This is a genomic window from Azospirillum sp., assembly GCF_050789165.1.
In genome coordinates this window covers 1-21,560 of sequence record NZ_JBOZRT010000005.1, presented here as the reverse complement: position 1 = coordinate 21,560, position 21,560 = coordinate 1, and the positions used below count along the sequence as shown (strand labels likewise).

Here is a 21,560-nt window from a genome sequence, read left to right as displayed (position 1 = left end):
TCCGCTCAGGCCGCCACGGGCGCCGGCTTGCGGCTCGGCGCCGGCACGCCCAGGTCGATCACCTTCAGCACGGTGCGGATGCGCTGCTTGGTGCCGTCCTGGAACGTGATGGTGGTGTCGACGTCGATGGCCTTCTGGTCGGCGTAGATGGCGTCGATGATGGTGCCGTACTTGTCGTTGATGACGTTGCGCCGCACCTTGCGGGTGCGCGTCAGCTCGCCGTCGTCGGCGTCCAGCTCCTTGTAGAGCAGCAGGAACTTGGAGATCCGCTGCGCCTCCGGCAGGCCGGCGTTGACCTTCTCCACCTCGGCGCGCACCATTTCGTACACTTCCGGCTTCGATGACAGGTCGGAATAGGTGGTGAACGAGATGCGGTTCTTCTCCGCCCACTTCGACAGGATGGAGAAGCGGATGCAGATCATCGCCGCGAGGTAGTCGCGCTTGTCGCCGAGGATGACGGCCTCCGCCACGTACGGCGAGAACTTCAGCTTGTTCTCCAGGTACTGCGGGCTGAAGCGGTCGCCGCGGGCGGTGGTGGCGATGTCCTTGATGCGGTCGATGATGACCAGATGCCCCTTCTTGTCGAAGAAGCCGGCGTCGCCGGTGTGCATCCACCCGTCGCGCAGATCGGCGTTGGTCGCCGCCTCGGCGCGGTAGTAGCCGGCGAACATGTTCGGGTGCCGGGTGACGATCTCGCCCACGCCGTTGTGGTCGGGGTCGATGACCTTCACCTCGATGCCGCTGTCGAACGGCACGCCCACCGTGTCGAAGTCCACGTCGGTGCCGCGGTGCACGGTGTAGGCGCCCATGGTCTCGGTCTGGCCGTAGATCTGCCGCAGCGGCACGCCCAGCGCCTGGAAGAACTTGAAGGTGTCCGGCCCCAGCGCGGCGCCGCCGGTGGCCGCCGAGGTCAGGTTGGTGAAGCCGAGGCGGTCGCGCAGCGCCTTGAACAGGATCTGGTCGGCCAGCCAGGACCGCTTGCCCTGCTCCAGCGCCTCCAGGCCCAGCTTCATGCCGTAGTCGAACATCTTCTGCTTGAAGGGCGAGGCGTCCATCACCTTGGCGCGCACGTCGGCGGCGATCTGCTCCCACAGGCGCGGCGCGAACAGCACGAAGCTCGGCCCGATCTCGCGGAAGTCGTGCATCATCGTCTCGGCTTCCTCGACGAAGTTCACGCGCATGCGCGAGACCATCGCCATGCCCACCGCGTAGATCTGCTCCATGATCCACGACAGCGGCAGCACCGAGACGTACTCGTCCTCCGGCCCCTTGGGGTCGGCCGACAGATAGCTGGCGCAGTGCCGGATCAGCCGCCCGGCCGGCAGCATCGCCAGCTTCGGGTTGGAGGTCGTGCCCGACGTCGTGCACAGCACCGCCACGTCCTCGCCCGTGCCCTCGGCGACCAGCCGGTCGTACAGGCCCGGCTCGCGATTCAGCAGGTCGTTGCCCATGGCCACCAGGTCGGTGGCGGGCATCAGGCGCGGGTCCTGGTACTTGCGCATGCCGCGCGGGTCGGAATAGACGATGTGCTTGACGGTGTGGATGCGCTCGCCGAGGTTCAGCAGCTTGTCGACCTGCTCCTCGTCCTCCGCGAACACCACCTTCACGTCGGCGTAGGTGATGAGGTAGGCGACCTCCTCGTCCAGCGCGTCGCGGTAGATGCCCAGGCTCATGGCCTGCGCGGCGTGGGCGGCGATCTCGCCCATCACCCAGTCCGGCCGGTTGTCGCCGATCAGCCCGACCACGTCGCCCCGGCCGACGCCGAGCTGGCGCAGGCCCAGCGCGAAGGCGCGCACGCGGTCGTGCATCTGCGCCCAGGTGATCGGGTGCCAGATGCCGAAGTCCTTCTCGCGCATCGCCACCTCGCCGCCATGGTCGCGGGCGTGCAGGGCGAGCAGCTTGGGCAGCGTGTCGTGCAGGCTGAGATCGGGAAGCGGATGGCTGGTCATCACGCGACCTCCTCGGTTGCGGCTTCTTCTTCGTCCTCCTCGCCGAGGTAGGCCTGCTTGACGCGCGGGTCGGCGAGCACCGCCTCGGGCGAGCCCTCGGCGATCTTCTTGCCGAACTCCAGCACCATCACGCGGTGCGAGATGTCCATGACCACGCCCATGTCGTGCTCGATCATGACCACCGTCATCCCCCACTCCTCGTTGAGGTCGACGATGTAGCGGGCCATGTCCTCCTTCTCCTCGAGGTTCATGCCGGCCATCGGCTCGTCCAGCAGGATGAGGTCGGGCTTGAGAGCCACGGCGCGCGCCAGCTCGACCCGCTTGCGCAGGCCGTAGGACAGCGTGCCGGCGGTCGCCTTGCGGACGTGCTGGATCTCCAGGAAGTCGATGATCTCCTCGACCTCGCGGCGGTGCGCCAGCTCCTCCTTGCGGGCACCCGTCAGCCAGTACAGCGACCCGGTGAGGAAGTTGTTCTTCAGCAGGTGGTGGCGGCCGACCATGATGTTGTCGAGCACCGTCATGTGCCCGAACAGCGCCAGATTCTGGAAGGTGCGGCCGATGCCCAGCGACGCCCGGTGGTTCGGCGTCATGTCGGTGATGTCGCGGCCATTGAAATAGACGCGCCCGCTGGTCGGGCGGTAGCGGCCGGAGATGCAGTTGACCATCGAGGTCTTGCCGGCGCCGTTCGGGCCGATGATCGAGAACAGCTCGCCCTTCTCGATGCGGAAGCTCACGTCGGTCAGCGCGCGCACGCCGCCGAACTGCAGCGACACGTCGCGCGCTTCGAACATGGCGGTGGTGGGGGCGGTGCCGGCGTTCATGCGGGCCTCCGATTCGCGGTGGCCGGGAGGCGGAGGCAGGGCAAGCGGCGCGGCTGCGGCGCACCGGTCGCAACGGGACTGAGGGCTGCGGAACTGAGCAACGTGTTTCTCCCCGAACGGCGCCTGGCCTTGTTTGCTGTGGCCCGACCGGCCGCTGGGCGGTGGTCGGGAAGGCGCTTCGTTTGCTTGTTGGCGGCGACGATACACGATCCGTACGGTACCGTACAGTGTGGTGTTGTGATCAATCGTCGCAGCGGATTGTGCGCATGCGCACCGGTGCGCGGCCCGCGCAAACGCAGGCGCGGAGCGGGATTCGGGGCGTGGGGATGGTCAGAATCATGCGCGGTCCTCCCTGGTCGGCTGCCTTGGCGCCGGCCCCGTGGAGGGGCGGCCGCTGGCGGCACTTCTGTGCGGAACGCCCGCTGTGCGGAGGGTCCGCAGTTTGTTTCATCATAGGTTTCAACTGTAACGATCCGCAACCGAAATCACCGGACGGTGCCTTGCGTCGACCGTTCCCGTGCCCGGATGCGCGCGCTAGAGTGCCGGCCGCGAAACGGATGGACAACACGGACCATGGTCGAGGAAGCGACGGAGGCGGCGCGGCCGGTCCCCGAGGACTACGGGCTGGAGGCCGGCGACCTGCGCCTCTGGTATTCGCCGGGGCGGGCCGGGGTGATCCTGATGGTGGCGGCGACGCTCGGGCTGGCGGTGGAGCGCGCGTTCGACGGCGCCGCGCACACGCTGCCGCAATGGCTGGGCGCGGTGGTCGGGTTCTTCTACGGGGCGCTGCTCGGCGGCTTCGTCGGGCTGGGGGCGATGGTGCTGCTGATCTGGTGCGACCCGCTGTTCGGCCGCGTCTGGCCGACCTACGGGCGCCTGCGCCGCTACCGCGAGGCCCTGGCCGAAGCCCGTGCCGCGGAACGCCACCACCACCACGCTTAACCCACAAGCCCCGCGGGAGGGAGGGCGGCGACCGCTGTTGTAGACGTATGGATGTCCGCAACGGCAGGGGGAACCGTCATGCCCTTTTCCGATCTCGCGCGCGCGCTGCTGCTGGCGCTGGCCGTCATGCTGGCGACCCCACCGGCGCACGCCGCGTCCTGCCCCGACCCGAACTCGCTGGCGGTGATCGGCGGGGTGGAACTGTCCGACCTCGACGACCTGATCGAGCGCCCGGTCGTCAGCGCCGAGGGCCATCTGGTCGGTGCGGTGCGCGACGTGGTGCTCGACCCGTGCGGCACGCCGGCCTCGCTGGTGGTGGCGCTGCCCTACACCCACAAGGACGTCGCCATTCCCATCGACCGCGTGCGCTACAACCCCGACAGCGAGGTCCTGCGCCTCGACGGCCTGACCGACGCCGCCGTCGCCGCCCTGCCGCCGACCGATGGCGCGGCGGTGTCGCTGGATCGGAAGTAGCGTGTTGCCCCCTCCCCATCCCTCCCCCTCTTCGAGGTGGAGGGAACTCCGCCGCTTCGCCGGCAGCCCCCTCCACCTCGAAGAGGGGGAGGGATGGGGAGGGGGCCAGATGATGAGGTATGTTATGAGCCCCTATCCGCCGCCGCAGGAACCCGACAGCCCGATTCCGGCGCCGATGCCGTTGCCCGACCCGACCGGCCCCGACGTCCCGCCCGACGCGCCGCCGGTCCCCGGCGAGCCGCGGCCGCCGACGGCCGGGTGAGCAGGCGGAGCGTCAAAACGGTTGCCGGGCGGGCCGGGATTTGCTAGGATTATGGTCCTCAAGGGGCGTCGTGCGTCCGCGGCGGGCGAGGGTGTGAACTGAACACCCCCTGCACACTGTTCCACGGTGTTCCACACTGTTCCATTCCGCCCCTTATCCCAGCCCGACGCGCGTCCGCAGCGCCGGGTCGCGGATGGTCAGCTCCTGCCCGGACAGGTCGTCGGCGTCCGGCGTGCACAGGTAGACGATGGCGCGCGCCGGGTCCTCGGGCCTGGCGAGGTCCTCGCGCTTCAGCTTGCTGACCTCGTTGATGCCGGAGGCGCGGATCTGCACCTGCATCTCGGTGTCGACCACGCCCGGCTGGAAGCCGAAGACGCGCAGTCCCTCGCCGCCGTACTCCAGGGCCAGCATGCCGGTCAGCATCGCCAGCCCGGCCTTGCCGGCACAGTAGGCCGACCAGCCCTCGACCGGCCGGTGCGCCGCGCCGGAGCTGATGTTGACCACCGTGCCGCGCCGCGCCAGCAGGCTGGGCAGCGCCGCCCGCACCACGTTGTACGAGCCGCCCAGGTTGATGGCGATGTTGCGGTGCCACGCCGCCGGGTCGGTGTCGCCGAGCCGGCCGATGGGATCGACCACGCCCGCGTTGTTGACCACCACGTCGATGCCGCCGAACCGCTCCACGGCCGCGCGCACGACGGCCTCGACCGCGCCCCAGTCCGACACGTCGCAGGCGTGCATGCGGTGCGGCTCGCCCAGGCCGGTGTCCGGCACGCCGCGGGCGAGGCCGACGACGGTGGCGCCGGCCGCGGCCAGCGCCTGGGCGGCCGAGAGGCCGATGCCCCGCGAGGCTCCGGTGACGAGGGCGACCTTTCCCTGCAGGTTCGGCATCACTGACTCCACGTTGAGGATGGCGGAAGCGGCTCGACGGCGGCTCCCGGTCCGCTAGATTGTGTGCTCACCCGCCACGAGACAAGAGCGACCGCCATGCTTCCAGCCGCCCCCGTCCTTGCCCCCGTTCTCGGCCGCGCCGAAGCCGGCTTCGACGCCTCCGTCGGGCGCCTGTGCGACCTGCTGCGCATCCCCAGCGTCAGCACCAAGCCCGACCACGCCCCCGAGGTGCGCCGCGCCGCCGACTGGCTGGTGGCCGAGCTGGCGGCGCTGGGCTTCGACGCCTCGGTCCGGCCGACCGCCGGGCATCCCATGGTGGTCGCGCACCACCCCGGCCCCGGTGGCCCAGGCGGAGGGGACGTGCCGCACATCCTCTATTACGGCCACTACGACGTGCAGCCGCCGGAGCCGCTGGAGCTGTGGGACAGCCCGCCGTTCGAGCCGACCATCGTCGAGGGGCCGCACGGCCCGCGCGTCGTCGCCCGCGGCGCCGTGGACGACAAGGGGCAGGTGATGACCTTCCTTGAAGCGTTCCGCGCCTGGCACGCCGTGCACGGCACGCTGCCGATCCGCGTCACCGTGCTGCTGGAGGGCGAGGAGGAGACCGGCAGCCCGAGCCTGATGCCCTTCCTGCGCGCCAACGTGGACGAGCTGAAGGCGGACGTCTGCGTCATCACCGACACCAACTCCTGGACCATCGACACCCCGGCCATCACCACCCGGCTGCGCGGCCTGCTGTACGTCGAGGTGACGCTGCACGGGCCGAGCCATGACCTGCACTCCGGCCTGTACGGCGGCGCGGTGCTGAACCCGATCAACGCGCTGACCCGCGTCCTCGGTCAGATCCACGACGAGCAGGGGCGGGTGCGCTTCCCCGGCTTCTACGACGGCGTGCGCGAGCCCTCGGCCGAGGAGCTGGCGATGTGGCGCGAGCTGGGCTTCAGCGAGGCGGACTTCCTGGCCGGCGTCGGCCTGAAGACCCCGGCGGGCGAGGCCGGACGCTCGGCGCTGGAGCGGCTGTGGGCGCGGCCGACCTGCGACGTCAACGGCATCTGGGGCGGCTACACCGGGGCCGGCGCCAAGACGGTGATCGCCGCCAAGGCCAGCGCCAAGCTGTCGTGCCGCCTCGTGCCGGGGCAGGACCCGGACGCGGTGCTGGCCGGCCTGCGCGCCTTCCTCGACGAGCGCACGCCGCCCGACGCCCGCTGGGAGATCCAGAGCTTCGGCCAGTCGCCGGGGCTGCAGGTGCCGACCGACTCGCCCTACCTGCGCGCCGCCATGGCCGGGCTGGGTGACGTCTACACCAACCGTCCGGTGCTGATCGGCAGCGGCGGCTCGATCCCGGTGGCCGGCTACATCAAGGACGCACTGGGCTTCGATTCGATCTTCGTCGGCTTCGGGCTGGAGGACGACCGCATCCACTCCCCCAACGAGAAGTTCGAGCTGAAGTGCCTGAAAAACGGCATCCTCGCGCACGTGGCGATGCTCGCGCGCTTCGCCGAGCTGCGGCGATGAGCCGGCTCGACGCCCCGGCGACCGCCCGCAACCGCGACCCGATCCTGGCGGTGCTGCGGCGGGTGCTGCCGGCGCGGGGCACGGTGCTGGAGGTCGCCGGCGGCACCGGCCAGCACGCGGCGTATTTCGCCGCGGCGCTGCCGGACCTCGTCTGGCAGCCGACCGACCCCGACCCGGCGCACCGCGCCAGCATCGCGGCGTGGACGGAGGGCCTGCCCAACGTCCGTCCGCCGCTCGCCCTCGACGCCGCGCGCCGGCCCTGGCCGGCGGAGCGGGCGGACGCGGTGCTGTGCATCAACATGATCCACATCGCCCCCTGGGCGGCGTGCCTGGGGCTGCTGGCGGGCGCGGCGGAGGTCCTGGCGCCGGAAGCGCCCCTGGTGCTCTACGGCCCCTACCGCCGCGGCGGGGCGCACACGGCGCCGAGCAACGCCGCCTTCGACGCCGACCTGCGCGCCCGCAACCCGGAGTGGGGCGTGCGCGACCTGGAGGCGGTGGCGGAGGCCGCCGCGGGCTTCGTGCTGGACGAGGTCGTGGAGATGCCGGCGAACAACCTGACGGTGGTGTTCCGCCGGGCTTAGCGGTCCACCACCGCGCGCACCAGCTGCGCCGGGGTGGGGGCGGGAGCCGGCGCCGGCACCGGGACGGGCGCCGGCAGGCTGCGGGCCGCCGGCTTCGGCTCCAGGCGCTTCACCGTGCTCTCCAGGCGCTTCACCGTGCTGGAGTTGGCGGGCGCGATCGACGCCGGGGCGGGCGTCGACGCGCTGGCTGACACCTCGTCGTAGATGCCCGGGTGCACGCGCACGGTGCCTTCCGGCTCCACCGTCGCCGTCCAGTAGACGAAGCGCACCGGCACCGCCGACGGCAGGCCGACCGTCTTGGTCTGGCCGCTGTCCAGCTGCTTCTGGATGGCGGCGGAGTCCAGCTTGGCGGGGCGCAGCAGCGTCTCCGCCACCATGCGCGCGTCGGCGAGGCGCACGCAGCCCGAGCTGGCGGCCCGCAGGTCGCGGTCGAACAGCCTCGGGTCGTTGGTGCCGTGCAGGAAGATGCCTTCGCCGTTGGTCAGGTTGAAGCGGAAGCGGCCCAGCGCGTTGTCGTCGCCCGGACGCTGCACGATGCGGATGCGGCCCGGATCGACCGACCACCAGTTCACCGTCTCCGGCGCCACCTCGGCGCCGTCCAGGTAGACGATGGCGTCCTTGATGCCGGGCGTGCCCTTTTTGCGCAGAATCGGCAGCTTGTCCTCGGTCAGCACGGTGGGCGGCACCGTCCAGGTCGGGTTGATGGTCACGCTGGTGACGCGGTCCTGCAGCAGCGGCGTCTGCCGGCTCGGCCGGCCGACCACGGCGCGCATGGTGAACTGCAGCTTGCCGCGCTCGACGTAGGTCACCGTCTGGCTCGGCAGGTTGACCAGCAGCACGGTGTCGGGAACGTTGGACTGGAACGTCTTCATCGCCGCCGCGGCGCCGCGCATCAGCGAGGCGGCCTCCTTCGGCGTGCGGTCGAGCGCTTGGCGCGTCACCTCGCCGACCTTGCCGTCGGGCATCAGGCCTTCCGACAGCTGGAAGGCGCGCACCCCGGCCTCCAGGGTGTCGTCGAAGCTCTCGGTCCACTGGTCGGCGGTCAGGAAGCCCAGCTCGATCAGGCGCGTGGCGACGCGGCCGACGCGGTCGGCGCTCTTGGCGCGCTGCTGCAGCATCAGCGGCTGCGGCGCCGGGCCGGCGGGCGGCGCGAAGGTGCCGTCGACCTGAAGCTCGCCGGGGCCGGACGGCGTGTAGCCGCCCTCCGGCTGCACCGGGCCGGGCACCAGCACGTCCACCATGCCGCCGTCGCCCTTCTTCAGCACCATGCCGTAGCCGACGCGGGTGGCCTTGACCTTGGGCGCGGTCTCCAGCTCGGTCGCGCGCTGCTCCAGGCGGGCCAGCCACGATCCCACGAGGTCGCGGGCGGAAGGGCCGTGGTTCTGCGCCGGGGCAGCGAGCGCGGAGGAAACGGGCGCCAGGAGGCCGGCGACGAGGCCGGTCGTCAGTCCCAGCCGCCGGACGGAGCGTGCGCAGGAGCGAAGAGCGTTCAGCATGGCCGGAGCATCCCACGACACATCTAAAAATGCAGCTAACGCGGCGACGGTTTGTCGCGGGGCAGGTCTGCCTTGAACGCGGGTGTGGCGCAAGTGACATATCCGGGACGTCTCACAAACCATTGGTAAAGTTTTGTTAATCGCTTGCGGCATAAATCGGGCGACCACACCAGCCCCGGGCCCATCATGCCGCGATCGCCGTTCGGTTTCGTCCTGCCCCTCCTGTTGTCGTTCGCGGTCGCCGCGCCGCTGTCCCTGACGCCGCTGGAGGCGGCGGCGAAAACCAAGACCAAGACCGCGACGAAGGCGGTGGTCCACAAGGCGACCGTCAAGAAGAAGAAGAGCCGCAAGGCGGGCAAGGCGGCTGCCGTCGCGGGCTTCCATCCGGTGCACGCCTCGGTGCTGATGGACGCCAAGACCGGCCGCGTGCTCGAGTCGAGCAACGCCGACACCGCCACCTACCCGGCGTCGCTGACCAAGATGATGACGCTGCTGCTGACCTTCGAGGCGCTGGAGCGCGGCGGGCTGCGCCTCGACCAGGAGCTTCCGGTGTCGCGCAACGCCTGCAACCAGAAGCCGTCGCGCCTGGGCGTCGTGCCGGGCGGCACGATCCGGGTGGAGGACGCGATCCTGGCGCTGACCGTCAAGTCGGCCAACGACGTGGCGGTGGTGCTGGCCGAGGCGCTGGGCGGCAGCGAGCAGGCCTTCGCCGAGAAGATGAACGCCAAGGCGCAGGCGCTGGGCATGACCAGCACCACCTTCAAGAACGCCTCGGGCCTGCCGAACCGCGAGCAGCGCACGACGGCGCGCGACATGGCCCGGCTGGCCCGCGCGGTGACGCTGCTGCCGCCGCGCTACTACGCCATGTTCGGGCGCACCAGCTTCACCTGGAACGACACCGTGGTGGCCGGCCACAACCGCCTGCTCGGCAAGGTCGCCGGCTACGACGGCATCAAGACCGGGTTCGTCAACGCCAGCGGCTTCAACCTCGCCGGCAGCGCCAGCCGCGACGGCCAGCGCCTGATCGCCGTGGTGCTCGGCGGTTCCACCGCCTCCATCCGCGACCGCGAGGTCGCCGAGCTGCTGGAGAAGGGCTTTCGCACCACCAAGGACACGGTGGCGGCGCGCTGAGGCGAACCCTCGCGCGCTTTCGCTGTTGAACCCCCACGGGCGCACTGGCAGCCGGTGGGGGAATGGTCGACACGGCACGCACTTCGGACCTCGGCGCGGAGGCGGACCGCCGTCGGACGGTGGTCCAGGCGCTGCTGCGCTACGGCACCGGCCTGCTGATCCTGGCGCTGCTGGCCGCGGCGCTGGTGATCCTCAACCGCTGGCTTGAGCACACCAGCGTCGCCGACATCCGCCGCGCCATCGCCGGCATCGGCAGCCGCCAACTCGCCTGGGCGGCGGTGGCGGCGGCGGTCAGCTACTGGCTGCTGACGCTGTACGACGTGCTGGCGCTGCACCACCTGCGGCGCCGGCTGCCCTACCGCTGGATCGCCTTCACCGCCTTCACCAGCTACGCCTTCAGCCACAGCCTGGGCTTCGCCAGTATCATCGGCACCACGGTGCGCTACCGGCTCTACGCGCCGCTCGGCCTGGGCGGGGTGGACGTGGCGCAGGTGACGCTGTTCGTCGTCACCACCTTCACCCTCGGGCTGACGGTGGTGATGCCCATCGTCATGCTGCTCGACCCGACGGCGCTGAAGGCGCTGCACATCGCGCCGGAGGCGGCGACACTGTTCGGCGGCGGGGCGCTGGCGCTGCTGACCGCGTACGTGCTGGCCGGCGCCTGGATCCGCCGGCCGTTCCGCATCCGCGGCCACGCCATCGCCTTCCCGAAACCGTCGGTGGCGGTGGGGCAGTTGCTGCTCGGCCTGTGCGACCTGTCGTTGGCGGCGGCGGTGCTCTACCTGTGCATGCCGGCCTCGGAGGCGGTCAGCTACATGGACGTGGTGGTCGCCTTCGGGCTGGCGCTGGTGGCCGGGATCATCAGCCACGTGCCGGGCGGCCTGGGCGTGTTCGACGCCATCGTGCTGGTCAGCCTCACCCCGGAGATGCCGGGCAACGACGTCATGGCCGGGCTGCTGGTGTTCCGCCTGATCTACTATCTGGCGCCACTGGTGCTGGCCGGCCTGATGTTCGGCGCGCTGGAGGCGTTCCAGGCCCGCCACCGCATCCGCAGCACGTCGCGCGGGCTGAACGCCGTCGTCAGCCCGGTGGTGCCGCTGGTGCTGGCCGCCTGCACCTTCATGACCGGCGCCTTCCTGCTGTTCGCGCGGGCGACGCCGGACGAGGTGCTGCCCTCGCCGTTCAACGCGGTGTCGCTGCCGTTGGTGGAGATGTCGCACTTCACCGGCAGCGTGGTCGGCGTGCTGCTGATCCTGCTGTCGCACGCCATCCAGAGGCGGCTGCACGCCGCCTGGGTGGTGTCGCTGGTGCTGCTTGCCACCGGGTGCCTGTCGTCGCTGCTGATGAAGGGCGGCGACTGGCGCGAGGCGGTGGTGCCCGGCCTGATCTTTCTGGCGCTGCTGCCGGCGCGCGCGGAGTTCTACCGCCGCGGCGCCATCCTGGCGCAGTGCCTGTCGCCGGCGTGGTTCGTCGCGGTCGGCGTGGCGCTGGCCAGCGCGCTGTGGCTCGGCCTGTTCTCCTACAAGCACGTGCAGTTCGGCGACGAGCTGTGGTGGCACTTCGCCCTGCACGGCGACGCCTCGCGCTTCCTGCGCGCCTCGGTCGCGGTGGGGGTGATCGCGCTGGCCGCCGCGGTGATCCATCTGGTCGGCGCGGCGTCGCGCGGTCGGGCGGCCGACTGCTCCTGAGCCAGGAACCATTGCGCCGCCATCCGGTTGACCCCATATGCTGCACTGCAACATAATGCGGGTTCAACCCGCGACGAGAATGCGGGTGAAACCCGTGGAAGGATGGCTTCCTTGCTGAACCTCGGCCAGACCACCGAAAAGCTCGCCAAACACCGCCGCCAATGGCAGGCCCTGAAGAACGCCGCGGCGCAGGCGAAGCGGATGCCCGGCGCCGAGGCCGGCCCGCTGGGCGAGGTGACGGACTTCGGCTCCAACCCCGGCAACCTGCGCATGCTCACCCACGTGCCGGCGCGGCTGCAGCGCTCGGCGCCACTGGTGGTGGCGCTGCACGGCTGCCTGCAGACGGCGTCGGGCTACGGCTATGGGGCGGGGTGGGTGGACCTCGCCGACCGCTTCGGCTTTGCCCTGCTGCTGCCCGAGCAGCGGCGCGACAACAACGCCAATGCCTGCTTCAACTGGTTCGAGCCCAGGCACACCCGCCGCGGCTCCGGCGAGGCCGAATCGATCCGCGCCATGGTCGCGCGCATGGTCGCCGACCACGGCCTGGACCGCGGCCGGGTCTACGTCACCGGGCTGTCGGCCGGCGGCGCCATGACCTCGGTGATGCTGGCGACCCATCCGGAGCTGTTCGCCGGCGGCGCCGTCGTCGCCGGCCTGCCGTACGGCGCCGCGGGGACGGTGGGCGAGGCGTTCGACGCCATGTTCCAGCCGCGCAGCCGGCCGCGGCAGGCGTGGGGCGACCTCGTCCGCTCCGCCTCGTCGCACGGCGGGCCATGGCCGCGGGTGGCGGTCTGGCACGGCGACGCCGACGCCACGGTGCTGCCGCGCAACGCCGACGAGGTGGTCAAGCAGTGGCTCGACCTGCACGCCCTCGGCCCCGTCCCGGATGTGGAGCGCACCGCCGGTGTCCACACCGAGCGGGTCTGGCGCAACGCCGCTGGCGAGCCGGCGGTGGAACTGCACACGCTGTCCGGCATGGCGCACGGCGTGGCGGTCTGCCCAGGTGAGGGCGACGGACGCTGCGGCCGCGCCGGGCCGTTCATCCTCGATATCGGCGTCTCCTCGACGTGGCGGATCGCCGAATCCTGGGGGCTGACCCAGGGCGTGCCGGAGGTGGAGGCGCGGCGGCCGGCGCCGGAGGCGAAGCCGCAACCGCAACCGCAACCGTCCCATGCGGAGCATGCGCTGGGCGCGAAGATCCAGTCCGTCATCGCCAGGGCGCTGGAGGCGGCCGGCCTGATGAAGCGCTGACGGAACGTCCGCCCGCCCTCGCGCGTTGCTGACGCCACAAGGCTTCAGGAGCGTTGAGATGGACATCGACAAGAAGACGATCGCCGGGGCCGCGGCCGCCGTGGCCGTCGGCGTGGCAGGGGCCGTGGCCTACACCGCTCTGAAGGGCGGCGGTACCGCGAAGAAGGAGCGCCCGCCGCAGGGCCAGGGCAAACGGAAGGGCGAGGCGCCGCCAACGCCCACCGGCCCGATCAACCTCAATCATGCGACGCCGCATGACCTCATGTCGCTGAAGCACATCGGCAAGGCGCGCGCCAAGCGCATCCTGCACGCCCGGCCGTTCAAGTCGGTCGACGATCTGGTGAGCCGCGGACTGGTGCCGGCCGAGGTGCTCGCCCCGGTGCGCGACCGCCTGACGGTCTGATGGGAACGCGGCAGGGTGGCCGCATGGCCGCCCTGCCGCCGCACCGCTTGCCCGCGGCGGGGTGTCGCACCACACTCTGCCGATGCCCTATTCGCACGACCTTTCCCCGCGGACGCAGGACGTCCGCTTCGCCGAGTTCGTCGGCCTCATCGCGCTGTTGATGGCGATGACCGCGCTCTCCATCGACATCATGCTGGTGGCGCTGCCGGACATCGCCGGCACCTTCGGCGTGCTGGAGCCGAACGACCGCCAGCTCATCATCACCGGCTACATGCTGGGTTTCGCGGTGGGGCAGCCGTTCCATGGGCCGCTGTCCGACCGGTTCGGGCGCAAGCCGGTGCTGGCGGTGGGGCTGGTGATCTTCGCCGTGGCGTCGCTGGGCGCGGCGCTGGCGCCGAGCTTCGGCTGGATGCTGGCGTTCCGCGCGCTCCAGGGATTCGGCGCCGCGGCGCCGCGGGTGGTCGCCATCGCCATCGTCCGCGACCGCTTCGTCGGCCGCGACATGGCGCGGGTGATGTCCTTCGTCATGATGGTGTTCATCATCGTTCCCGTGATCGCCCCGGCGATCGGCGAGGGGATCGTGATGGTGTCCGCGTGGCCGTGGATCTTCGGCGCGCTGTTCCTGGTCGCCGCCGCGGCGCTCGGCTGGGCGGCGCTGCGCCTGCCCGAGACGCGGCCGCCGGAGGACCGGATGCCGCTGTCCGGCGCCGCGCTCGGCCACGCCTTCGGCAAGGTGGTGACGACGCGCTGGTCGCTCGGCTACACCGTCGCCATGGGGTTCATGTTCGGCGGCCTGCTGAGCTACGTCGGCAGCGCCCAGCAGATCTTCGTCGACATCTACGGCCTGGGTGAGCTGTTCCCGGTGGCCTTCGGCGCCATCGCCGGCGTCATGGCGCTGGCCTCGCTGACCAACACGCGGCTGGTCGGCCGGCTGGGCATGCGGCGGGTGTCGCACGCGGCGTTGCTGGTGCACGTCGCCGCCTGTCTGGTGATGGCGCTGTTGGGCTTTCCCGAGCATCCGCCGCTGCTGGTGCTCGGCGCCTTCATGGCGGTGGTGTTCTACTGCTTCGGCCTGATCGCGCCGAACTTCAACGCCATGGCCATGGAGCCGCTGGGGCACGTCGCCGGCATGGGGTCGTCCTTCGTCGGCTTCTACACCACGGCGGCCGGGGCGTTCTTCGGCTGGGTGATCGGGCAGGCCTTCGACGGCACCGTCCGGCCGCTGATCATCGGCTTCGCCGCGCTGGGCGTGGCGGCGCTGGTCACCGTGCTGGTCACCGAGCGCGGGCAGTTGATGAAGGTGCGGGACGGCGGACCTTAGGTTCTGTGGACACGGATCGAAGCCAGAGAACGATGGCCGCCACGGTGACCACAGCGAGGTGGTTCCTGGCGGCCTTCTCGTACCGCGTGGCGACGCGGCGGAACTGCTTGAGCTTGGAGACGCAGCACTCGACCAAGTGTCGCTGGGCGTAGAGATGCCTGTCCATTGGGTGTTTGCGCAATCGGGACAGGTTGTTCGGGATGACCGCGGCTGCCCCCTTCCCGGTGATCTTCTGGCGTAGGCGACGTCGCCCTTCTCCCCGGCCTCGTCGAGCAGGGCGGCCAGCTTCGGCTGCTTGGGACGGAAGGCCGCCAGTGAAACGGGTGCCTGCGGTCAGGTAAGACAATCTCCTCCCCGTTCACGAGCGCCTTGCGGCCGAAGCTCCCCGAAAAACGAGTGGAATGCCGGCCGGCGGCGCTTCCCCGCTGAATGCAATTCGAATCGAATCAATAGTTTCGATTTCTAAGTAATTGTCCATTTTGCCGCATGCTCGAAAATTCATTGCAATGACATGCATGCATGTCATCTTTGCGGGCAAAACAGATTGATATTCGCGGATTGGCGTGTCGCGAGCGGCGCATGTTCTCGAACGGAACCGGGTTATGCTTGCGCGTTCCAACTTAGCGTGGTGCGCCGGCGGCCGGCCTGACCGGCACTCAGCTCGTCGCGTATGCGCCTCCGCTTGCGCCCGACGCGGCTTTGTCACCCCCCGATTTCCCCTCCCACGCCGGGCTCCCCGCGCGTGACGGCGGCTTTCGCCCTTCCTCCGGCTTCAAGGCAGACCTCTCCATGCCCAGCACCATCACCGGCACCTCCGGCACCGATATCCTGACCGGTACCTCCGGCGACGACCTCTTCCTCGGCCTGGGCGGGAACGACACCCTGACGGGGGGCGACGGCTTGGACACCGCCGTCTTCGCCGGCACCCAGGCCGACTACGACCTGACGCAGCCCGGCGTGGTGACGCACACCGCGACGGGCGACACCACCACGCTGTCCGGCATCGACCAGTTGCGGTTCGACGACACCCTTGTGGTGCTGAACACCGCGCCGGACGCCCCGGCCGACGCCGATGCGGCGGCGAACGCCGTGACGGAGGGCGCCGCCGTCGGCACCGTCGTGGGCGTCACCGCGCGGGCCGGCGACGCGCAGGGCAATGCGCTGACCTACAGCCTGAGCGACGACGCGGGCGGGTGCTTCGCCATCGACGCGACCACCGGCGTGGTCACGGTCGCCGACGGCTCGCTGCTCGACCATGAGAGCGCAGCCAGCCACACCATCGTGGTGGCGGCCAGCGACGGCTCGCAGACCAGCACCGCCTTGATGACCATCGCCGTGAGCAACGTCAACGAAGGCCCGAGCGCCCTGGCGGATGCCGACGCGGCCACCAACACGGTGGCGGAGAACGCGGCGACCGGCACGCTGGTGGGCATTACCGCCTCGGCTCTTGATCCGGACGCTGGCGACGCCATCACCTACAGCCTGAGCGACGATGCGGGTGGGCGCTTCGCCATCGACGCGACCACCGGCGTGGTCAGCGTGGCAGACGGCAGCCTGTTGGATTACGAGAGCGCCGCCAGCCACACCATCACGGTGCAAGCGACGGATGCCGGCGGTCTCACCAGCCAACAGAGCGTCACCATCGGCATAGCCGATGCCAACGAGGCTCCCGGCACGCCGACCGATACCGACCCGGCGGCGAACGCGGTGGCCGAGGGCGCTGCGGCTGGCACCGTGGTCGGCGTCACCGCGCTCGCCCTCGACCCGGACGCTGGCGCCACGATCACCTACAGCCTGAGCGACGACGCCGGCGGGCGCTTCGCCATCGACGCCGCCACCGGCGTGGTGACGGTCGCGAATGGCGGCCTGCTTGACCGCGAGGAGGCGGCAAGCCACACCATCACCGTCCAGGCCAGCGACGGCATGCTGACCGCGACGCAGTCGATGATCATCGGCGTGAGCAACGTCAACGAAGCCCCGGGCGCCCCGGCGGATGCCGACGCGGCCACCAACACAGTGGCGGAGAACGCGGCGACCGGCACGCTGGTGGGCATTACCGCCTCGGCTCTTGATCCGGACGCTGGCGACACGCTGACCTACAGCCTGAGCGACGATGCGGGCGGGCGCTTCGCCATCGATGCGACCACCGGCGTGGTCAGCGTGGCAGACGGCAGCCTGCTCGATCATGAGAGCGCCGCCAGCCACACCATCACGGTGCAGGCGACGGATGCCGGCGGTCTCACCAGCCAACAGAGCTTCACCATCGCCGTCACCAACGTGGTGGAGGTGCAGACCTACACCGGCACGGCGGACGACGATGTCGCGACCTCCGCCGCGGCACCACTCGACCGCTGGACGATGACCGGGCTGGCGGGAAGCGACACGCTGACCGGCAGCAACCAAGCCGACACACTGACCGGCGGGGCCGGCGACGATGTGCTGGACGGCGATGGCGGCAACGACCTGTTCCTGGTGTCCGGCACCGGCGACGGCTTCGACTCGGTCATCGGCGGGGCGGGCACTGACACCATCCGGGCGAGCGCCGACGGCACCGTCATCGGGCTGAAGGGCCTCAGTGGCGTCGAGACGATCACCGCGAACGGCCACACCGGCGTGAGCATCGCCGGCGACGGGGCAGCGAACGTGCTGAACTTCGCGGGCACGGCGCTGAGCGGCATTACGCAGATCGATGGCGGGGCGGGTGACGACACGATCACCGGCTCGGGCGCGTCCGACTGGATTCTCGGTGGAGCGGACAACGACTCGTTGCTCGGCGGCGGCGGGGCCGACACGTTGGACGGTGGGACAGGCAGTGACACCATGGCCGGTGGCAGCGGCAACGACACCTACTACGTCGATGCCGCCGCCGATGTGGTCAGCGAGACGGCCGGAGCAGGCACCGACACGGTGCGCACGACCCTGTCGAGCTACACGCTGGGCGCCAACGTCGAGAACCTCGCCTATGATGGGACCGGTGCCTTCACCGGCAACGGCAACGGTCTGGACAACCGGATCGTCGGCGGCGTCAGCAACGACACGCTGACTGGCGGTGCCGGTGTCGATACGCTGATCGGCGGCCTCGGCAACGACCTCTACATGGTCGACACCGCCGGCGACGTGGTCACGGAACTCGCCGGCGAGGGCGTGGACACCGTGCAGACGGTGCTGTCGAGCTATACGCTGGCCGATCATGTCGAGACGCTGACCTACATCGGGACCGGCGCCTTCACCGGCACCGGCAACGCTGGCGACAACCGGATCACCGGCGGCACGGGCAACGATACGCTGGACGGCGGGGCGGGTGCCGACACGCTGGACGGCGGCGCTGGCAGCGACACCGTCAGCTACGCCACGGCGACGACGGGTGTGACGGTCAACCTCGCCACCGGCGTGCACGGCGGCGGCGCGACGGGCGACCAGTTCGCCGGCATCGAGGCCTTCTCCGGCTCGGCCTTCAACGACAGCTTCACCGGCGATACGGGCGCCAACAGTTTCCTCGGCGGCGGCGGAGCCGACACGCTGATCGGCGGTGCCGGCGACGACACGCTGGACGGCGGCACCGGCCTCGACTCTCTGGTCGGCGGCCAGGGCAACGACACCTTCTTCGTCGATACCGTCGGCGAGGCCGTGGTCGAGGCGAACAACGAGGGCAACGACACGGTCCGCACCACGCTGAACGCCTACACCCTGACCCCGTACGTCGAGAACCTGACGTTCGACGGCACGGGCGCCTTCGCCGGCACCGGCAACGCCCTGAACAACCGGATCACCGGCGGCGGCGGGGACGACACGCTGATCGGCGGCGGCGGCGCCGACACGCTGGACGGCGGGGCGGGCAGCGACACCGCCAGCTATGCCAATGCGACCGGCAACGTGACGGTCAACCTCGCTACCGGCGTCAACGGCGGTGACGCCTATGGCGACCAGTTCATCGGCATCGAGGCGTTCATCGGCACCGCATTCAACGACGCCTTCACCGGCGACGAGGGGGGCAACCGGTTCATAGGCGGCGCCGGCAGCGACTCCCTGTACGGCAATGGCGGCGACGACACGCTGATCGGCGGTGCCGGGGCCGACTACATCCTGGCCGGTGCCGGCAACGACGTGATTGACTTCGCCACGGACGACGACGGGTCGGCCGAGAACGCCCGCGGCGACATCGGCAACGACACGATCATCGGTGGCTCGGGCGCCAACATCCTCTACGGAGAGGATGGCCACGACAGCGTCTTCGGCGGCGGCGGCAACGACTACATGTACGGCGGCGCCGGCAACGACACGCTGGACGGCGGGGCGGGCAACGACACCATCCTTTCCGAAGCCGGCGACGACACCATCCTCTTCACCGGCGGCCAGGACGGCGTGCGCAACGGCGGCGGCAACGACGTGCTGCGCTTCGCCGCCGGCTATGAGGCGGCGAACCTGTACTACACGCGCACTGGCCTCGACTTGATCCTGCGTTTCCGCAACAGCACCGATCAGGTGCTGCTGTACGACCGTCTGCGTCCTGGCGCGTCCTATGTGCAGACGGCGGTGTTCGCCGACGGCACCTCGGTGGACCTGACGAGCAGCGCGCTGGTGGTGGAGACCACCGGCACCGCCGGGGCCGATACGCTGGACGGCTTCGCCTACAGCGAGATCATGTACGGCAAGGCCGGCAACGATTCCATCACCGGCGGCGACGGCAACGACAGCCTCTACGGCGGGGCGGGCGCCGACACGCTGTACGGCGGCCTCGGCAACGACCTGATCGACGGCAGCGTCGACGGCGACAGCGGCGCCGGGGACCTCGCCTACGGCGACACCGGCAATGACGTGCTGATCGGCAGCCGCGGCAACGACACGCTGGATGGCGGCAACGACCAGGACACGCTGAGCGGCGGCCTGGGCAATGATTCGCTGATTGGCGGTGCCGGCAGCGACGTCTTCCGCTTCGCCCCCGGCGACGGGGTGGACACCATCGTCGGCGGCCTCGGCGACGTGCTGGAGGTCACCGGCTACGACGCCGCCGCGACCTACCTGTCGCGCTCCGGCGACAACCTGCTGGTGCGCTTCCGCACAAGCACGGACACGATCGTCGTCGCCGGCCGCTTCTCCGGCGACACCGGCAGCGGCACCAGCTTCGTGCCGACGCTGCGCCTCGCCGACGGGACGATCATCGACCTGGCGCGCACCGACTTGGCGCTGGAGGTCGTCGGCACCAACACCGCCGAGACGCTAAAGGGCTACACCGGCAACGACCTGATCCGCGGTCTGGCCGCCAACGACGGCCTGTTCGGCTATGGCGGCAACGACACGCTGATCGGCGGCGCTGGCGCCGACGGCGTGTACGGCGGCGACGGCGACGACCTCATCGACTTCTCGGCCGACGGCGGCGACGACGGCGCCGCCGACGGTGGCAACGGCAACGCCGGCAACGACACGGTGATCGGCAACAACGGCAACAACATCCTGTACGGCGAGGACGGCAACGACGTGCTGTCCGGCAACGCCGGCAGCGACAACCTGCTCGGTGGCACCGGCAACGACACGCTGACCGGCGGCACCGGCAACGACACGCTGCAGGGCCAGGACGGCGACGATGTCTTCATCATCGAGGCTGGCGACGGCAACGACACCATCTACGCCGGCCTCGGCACCGACACCGTCGCCTTCGGTGCCGGCTTCAGCGCGGACATGGTGTCGTTCGTGCGCTCGGGCGGCAACCTCGTGGTCAGCTTCGCCGACCGCAGCGAGCAGGTGACCCTCAACAGCCAGTTCCAGGCCAACAGCGCGGCCGAGCGGCTGCGCTTTGCCGACGGCCGCGAGGTGGACCTGCTCAGCCCCGGCCTGGTCGTCCGCTACGACGGCACCGACGGCGCCGACACCCTGGTCGGCTTTGCGGCGGCCGACGTCATCGACGGCAAAGCCGGCAATGACGTGATCAATGGCGGCACCGGCAACGACACGCTGAGCGGTGGCGCCGGCAACGATACGCTGGCCGGACAGGGCGACAACGACACCTACCTGTTCAACGTCGGTGACGGAGTCGACTCCATCATCGGCGCTGCGGGCGACGTGCTGCGCTTCGGCGCCGGGCTCGACCCGGCCGACCTGTCCTTCGCCCGCTACGGCAACGACCTTTCGCTGCGCTTCAGCGGCCGGACGGAGGGGGTGCTGGTCTACGGCCGCTTCGCCGGTCCGGGCGCCGGCGCGACCTACCTGCAGACCGTGGTCTTCGCCGACGGCACCACCATCGACCTGAGCAACCCGGCGCTGACGCTGAACACCCCCGGCACGGCCGGCGCCGACAACTTCTACGGCCACACCGGCAACGACACGCTGCGCGGTGCGGCGGGCAACGACACGCTGGGCGGCTACGGCGGCAACGACCTGCTGCTCGGCGGCGCCGGCGCCGATTCGGCGTTCGGCGGCGACGGCGACGACATGATCGACTTCTCCGCCGACGGCGGCGAGGACGGCGCGTCCGACATCGGCTACGGCGAGAACGGCAACGACACGCTGATCGGCAACGGTGCGGCCAACCTTCTGTATGGCGGCAACAACAACGACAGCCTGTTCGGCGGCGCCGGCAACGATACCCTGGAGGGCAACGCCGGCAACGACACCCTGGACGGCGGGGCCGGCAACGACAACATCAACAGCGGCGCCGGCGACGACGTGATCCTGTTCACCGGTGGTGCCGACTGGCTGGTCAACGAGAGCGGCGCCGACACGGTGCGCTTCGGCGCCGGCTACGATCGGGCGAAGCTGTACTTCGTGCGCGACGGCGACCATCTGCATCTGCGCTTCCAAGGCAGCACCGACGACGTCACCATCGTCAACCGCTTCAGCAACT

General features: G+C 70.4%; 15 protein-coding genes and 1 pseudogene. 11 read left to right on the top strand and 5 right to left on the bottom strand.

Translation table 11 applies throughout. The features are described from left to right. Positions 1-5: 5 nt before the first annotated feature. Both ACRWK7_RS00200 and ACRWK7_RS00195 read right to left on the bottom strand, forming a co-directional pair. Positions 6-1,949 carry a long-chain fatty acid--CoA ligase gene (locus ACRWK7_RS00200; RefSeq protein ID WP_431854144.1) on the bottom strand — a complete coding sequence of 648 codons (1,944 nt, stop codon included), beginning with the start codon at positions 1,947-1,949 and terminating at the stop codon, positions 6-8. Beyond that, a complete protein-coding gene (locus tag ACRWK7_RS00195) occupies positions 1,949-2,770 on the bottom strand; it encodes an ABC transporter ATP-binding protein (RefSeq protein WP_431854142.1) in 822 nt (273 codons plus the stop codon). Before ACRWK7_RS00195 ends, ACRWK7_RS00200 begins: the two co-directional genes overlap by 1 nt. Before the next feature lie 573 nt (positions 2,771-3,343). Between ACRWK7_RS00195 and ACRWK7_RS00190 the strand changes: the two genes are divergently transcribed. The 3 genes from ACRWK7_RS00190 to ACRWK7_RS00180 all read left to right on the top strand — a co-directional run bounded on the left by ACRWK7_RS00190 (position 3,344) and on the right by ACRWK7_RS00180 (position 4,448). After that, on the top strand, positions 3,344-3,712 hold the full coding sequence (locus ACRWK7_RS00190; RefSeq protein ID WP_431854141.1) for a hypothetical protein: 369 nt from the start codon (positions 3,344-3,346) through the stop codon (positions 3,710-3,712). A gap of 78 nt (positions 3,713-3,790) precedes the next feature. Continuing rightward, positions 3,791-4,186, top strand: a complete 396-nt coding sequence (locus ACRWK7_RS00185) for a PRC-barrel domain-containing protein (protein WP_431854140.1) — start codon at positions 3,791-3,793, stop codon at positions 4,184-4,186. A 124-nt stretch (positions 4,187-4,310) separates the two neighbouring features. Beyond that, positions 4,311-4,448 carry a hypothetical protein gene (locus ACRWK7_RS00180; protein ID WP_431854139.1) on the top strand — a complete coding sequence of 46 codons (138 nt, stop codon included), beginning with the start codon at positions 4,311-4,313 and terminating at the stop codon, positions 4,446-4,448. Positions 4,449-4,601: 153 nt separating this feature from the next. Here the strand turns inward: ACRWK7_RS00180 and ACRWK7_RS00175 are convergent, their stop codons facing one another. Further along, complete coding sequence (locus tag ACRWK7_RS00175; RefSeq protein WP_431854138.1) at positions 4,602-5,336, bottom strand: SDR family NAD(P)-dependent oxidoreductase; 735 nt, start codon at positions 5,334-5,336, stop codon at positions 4,602-4,604. Positions 5,337-5,432: 96 nt separating this feature from the next. Between ACRWK7_RS00175 and ACRWK7_RS00170 the strand changes: the two genes are divergently transcribed. Together ACRWK7_RS00170 and ACRWK7_RS00165 are read left to right on the top strand one after the other, a co-directional pair. After that, positions 5,433-6,851 (top strand): M20/M25/M40 family metallo-hydrolase, encoded by a 1,419-nt coding sequence (locus ACRWK7_RS00170; protein WP_431854137.1) that lies wholly within the window; start codon positions 5,433-5,435, stop codon positions 6,849-6,851. Beyond that, a complete protein-coding gene (locus tag ACRWK7_RS00165) occupies positions 6,848-7,432 on the top strand; it encodes a DUF938 domain-containing protein (protein WP_431854136.1) in 585 nt (194 codons plus the stop codon). The genes ACRWK7_RS00170 and ACRWK7_RS00165 overlap by 4 nt, the downstream gene beginning before the upstream one ends. On the opposite strand, the gene ACRWK7_RS00160 is transcribed toward ACRWK7_RS00165, so the two are convergent. After that, the gene (locus tag ACRWK7_RS00160; RefSeq protein WP_431854135.1) at positions 7,429-8,928 is read right to left on the bottom strand and encodes a L,D-transpeptidase family protein; all 1,500 of its coding nucleotides are present in this window, start codon (positions 8,926-8,928) and stop codon (positions 7,429-7,431) included. The genes ACRWK7_RS00165 and ACRWK7_RS00160 overlap by 4 nt on opposite strands. 186 nt (positions 8,929-9,114) lie before the next feature. On the opposite strand from ACRWK7_RS00160, the gene ACRWK7_RS00155 reads away from it, so the two are divergent. The 5 genes from ACRWK7_RS00155 (at position 9,115) to ACRWK7_RS00135 (ending at position 14,722) form a co-directional block, all read left to right on the top strand. After that, positions 9,115-10,059 carry a D-alanyl-D-alanine carboxypeptidase family protein gene (locus ACRWK7_RS00155; protein WP_431854134.1) on the top strand — a complete coding sequence of 315 codons (945 nt, stop codon included), beginning with the start codon at positions 9,115-9,117 and terminating at the stop codon, positions 10,057-10,059. A 62-nt stretch (positions 10,060-10,121) separates the two neighbouring features. Beyond that, positions 10,122-11,747, top strand: a complete 1,626-nt coding sequence (locus ACRWK7_RS00150; protein WP_431854133.1) for a lysylphosphatidylglycerol synthase domain-containing protein — start codon at positions 10,122-10,124, stop codon at positions 11,745-11,747. 111 nt (positions 11,748-11,858) lie between these two features. Continuing rightward, a complete protein-coding gene (locus ACRWK7_RS00145) occupies positions 11,859-12,998 on the top strand; it encodes an extracellular catalytic domain type 1 short-chain-length polyhydroxyalkanoate depolymerase (RefSeq protein ID WP_431854132.1) in 1,140 nt (379 codons plus the stop codon). 58 nt (positions 12,999-13,056) lie between these two features. Further along, positions 13,057-13,401, top strand: a complete 345-nt coding sequence (locus tag ACRWK7_RS00140) for a ComEA family DNA-binding protein (protein WP_431854131.1) — start codon at positions 13,057-13,059, stop codon at positions 13,399-13,401. Positions 13,402-13,462: 61 nt separating this feature from the next. After that, positions 13,463-14,722, top strand: a complete 1,260-nt coding sequence (locus ACRWK7_RS00135) for a multidrug effflux MFS transporter (RefSeq protein ID WP_431854130.1) — start codon at positions 13,463-13,465, stop codon at positions 14,720-14,722. A 16-nt stretch (positions 14,723-14,738) separates the two neighbouring features. Here the strand turns inward: ACRWK7_RS00135 and ACRWK7_RS00130 are convergent. Next, positions 14,739-14,963: pseudogene (locus ACRWK7_RS00130) on the bottom strand (IS5/IS1182 family transposase); the annotation flags it as partial. 548 nt (positions 14,964-15,511) lie between these two features. Here ACRWK7_RS00130 and ACRWK7_RS00125 point away from each other — a divergent pair. After that, on the top strand, positions 15,512-21,560 hold a 6,049-nt coding region (locus tag ACRWK7_RS00125), incomplete at its 3' end, for a cadherin domain-containing protein (RefSeq protein WP_431854129.1).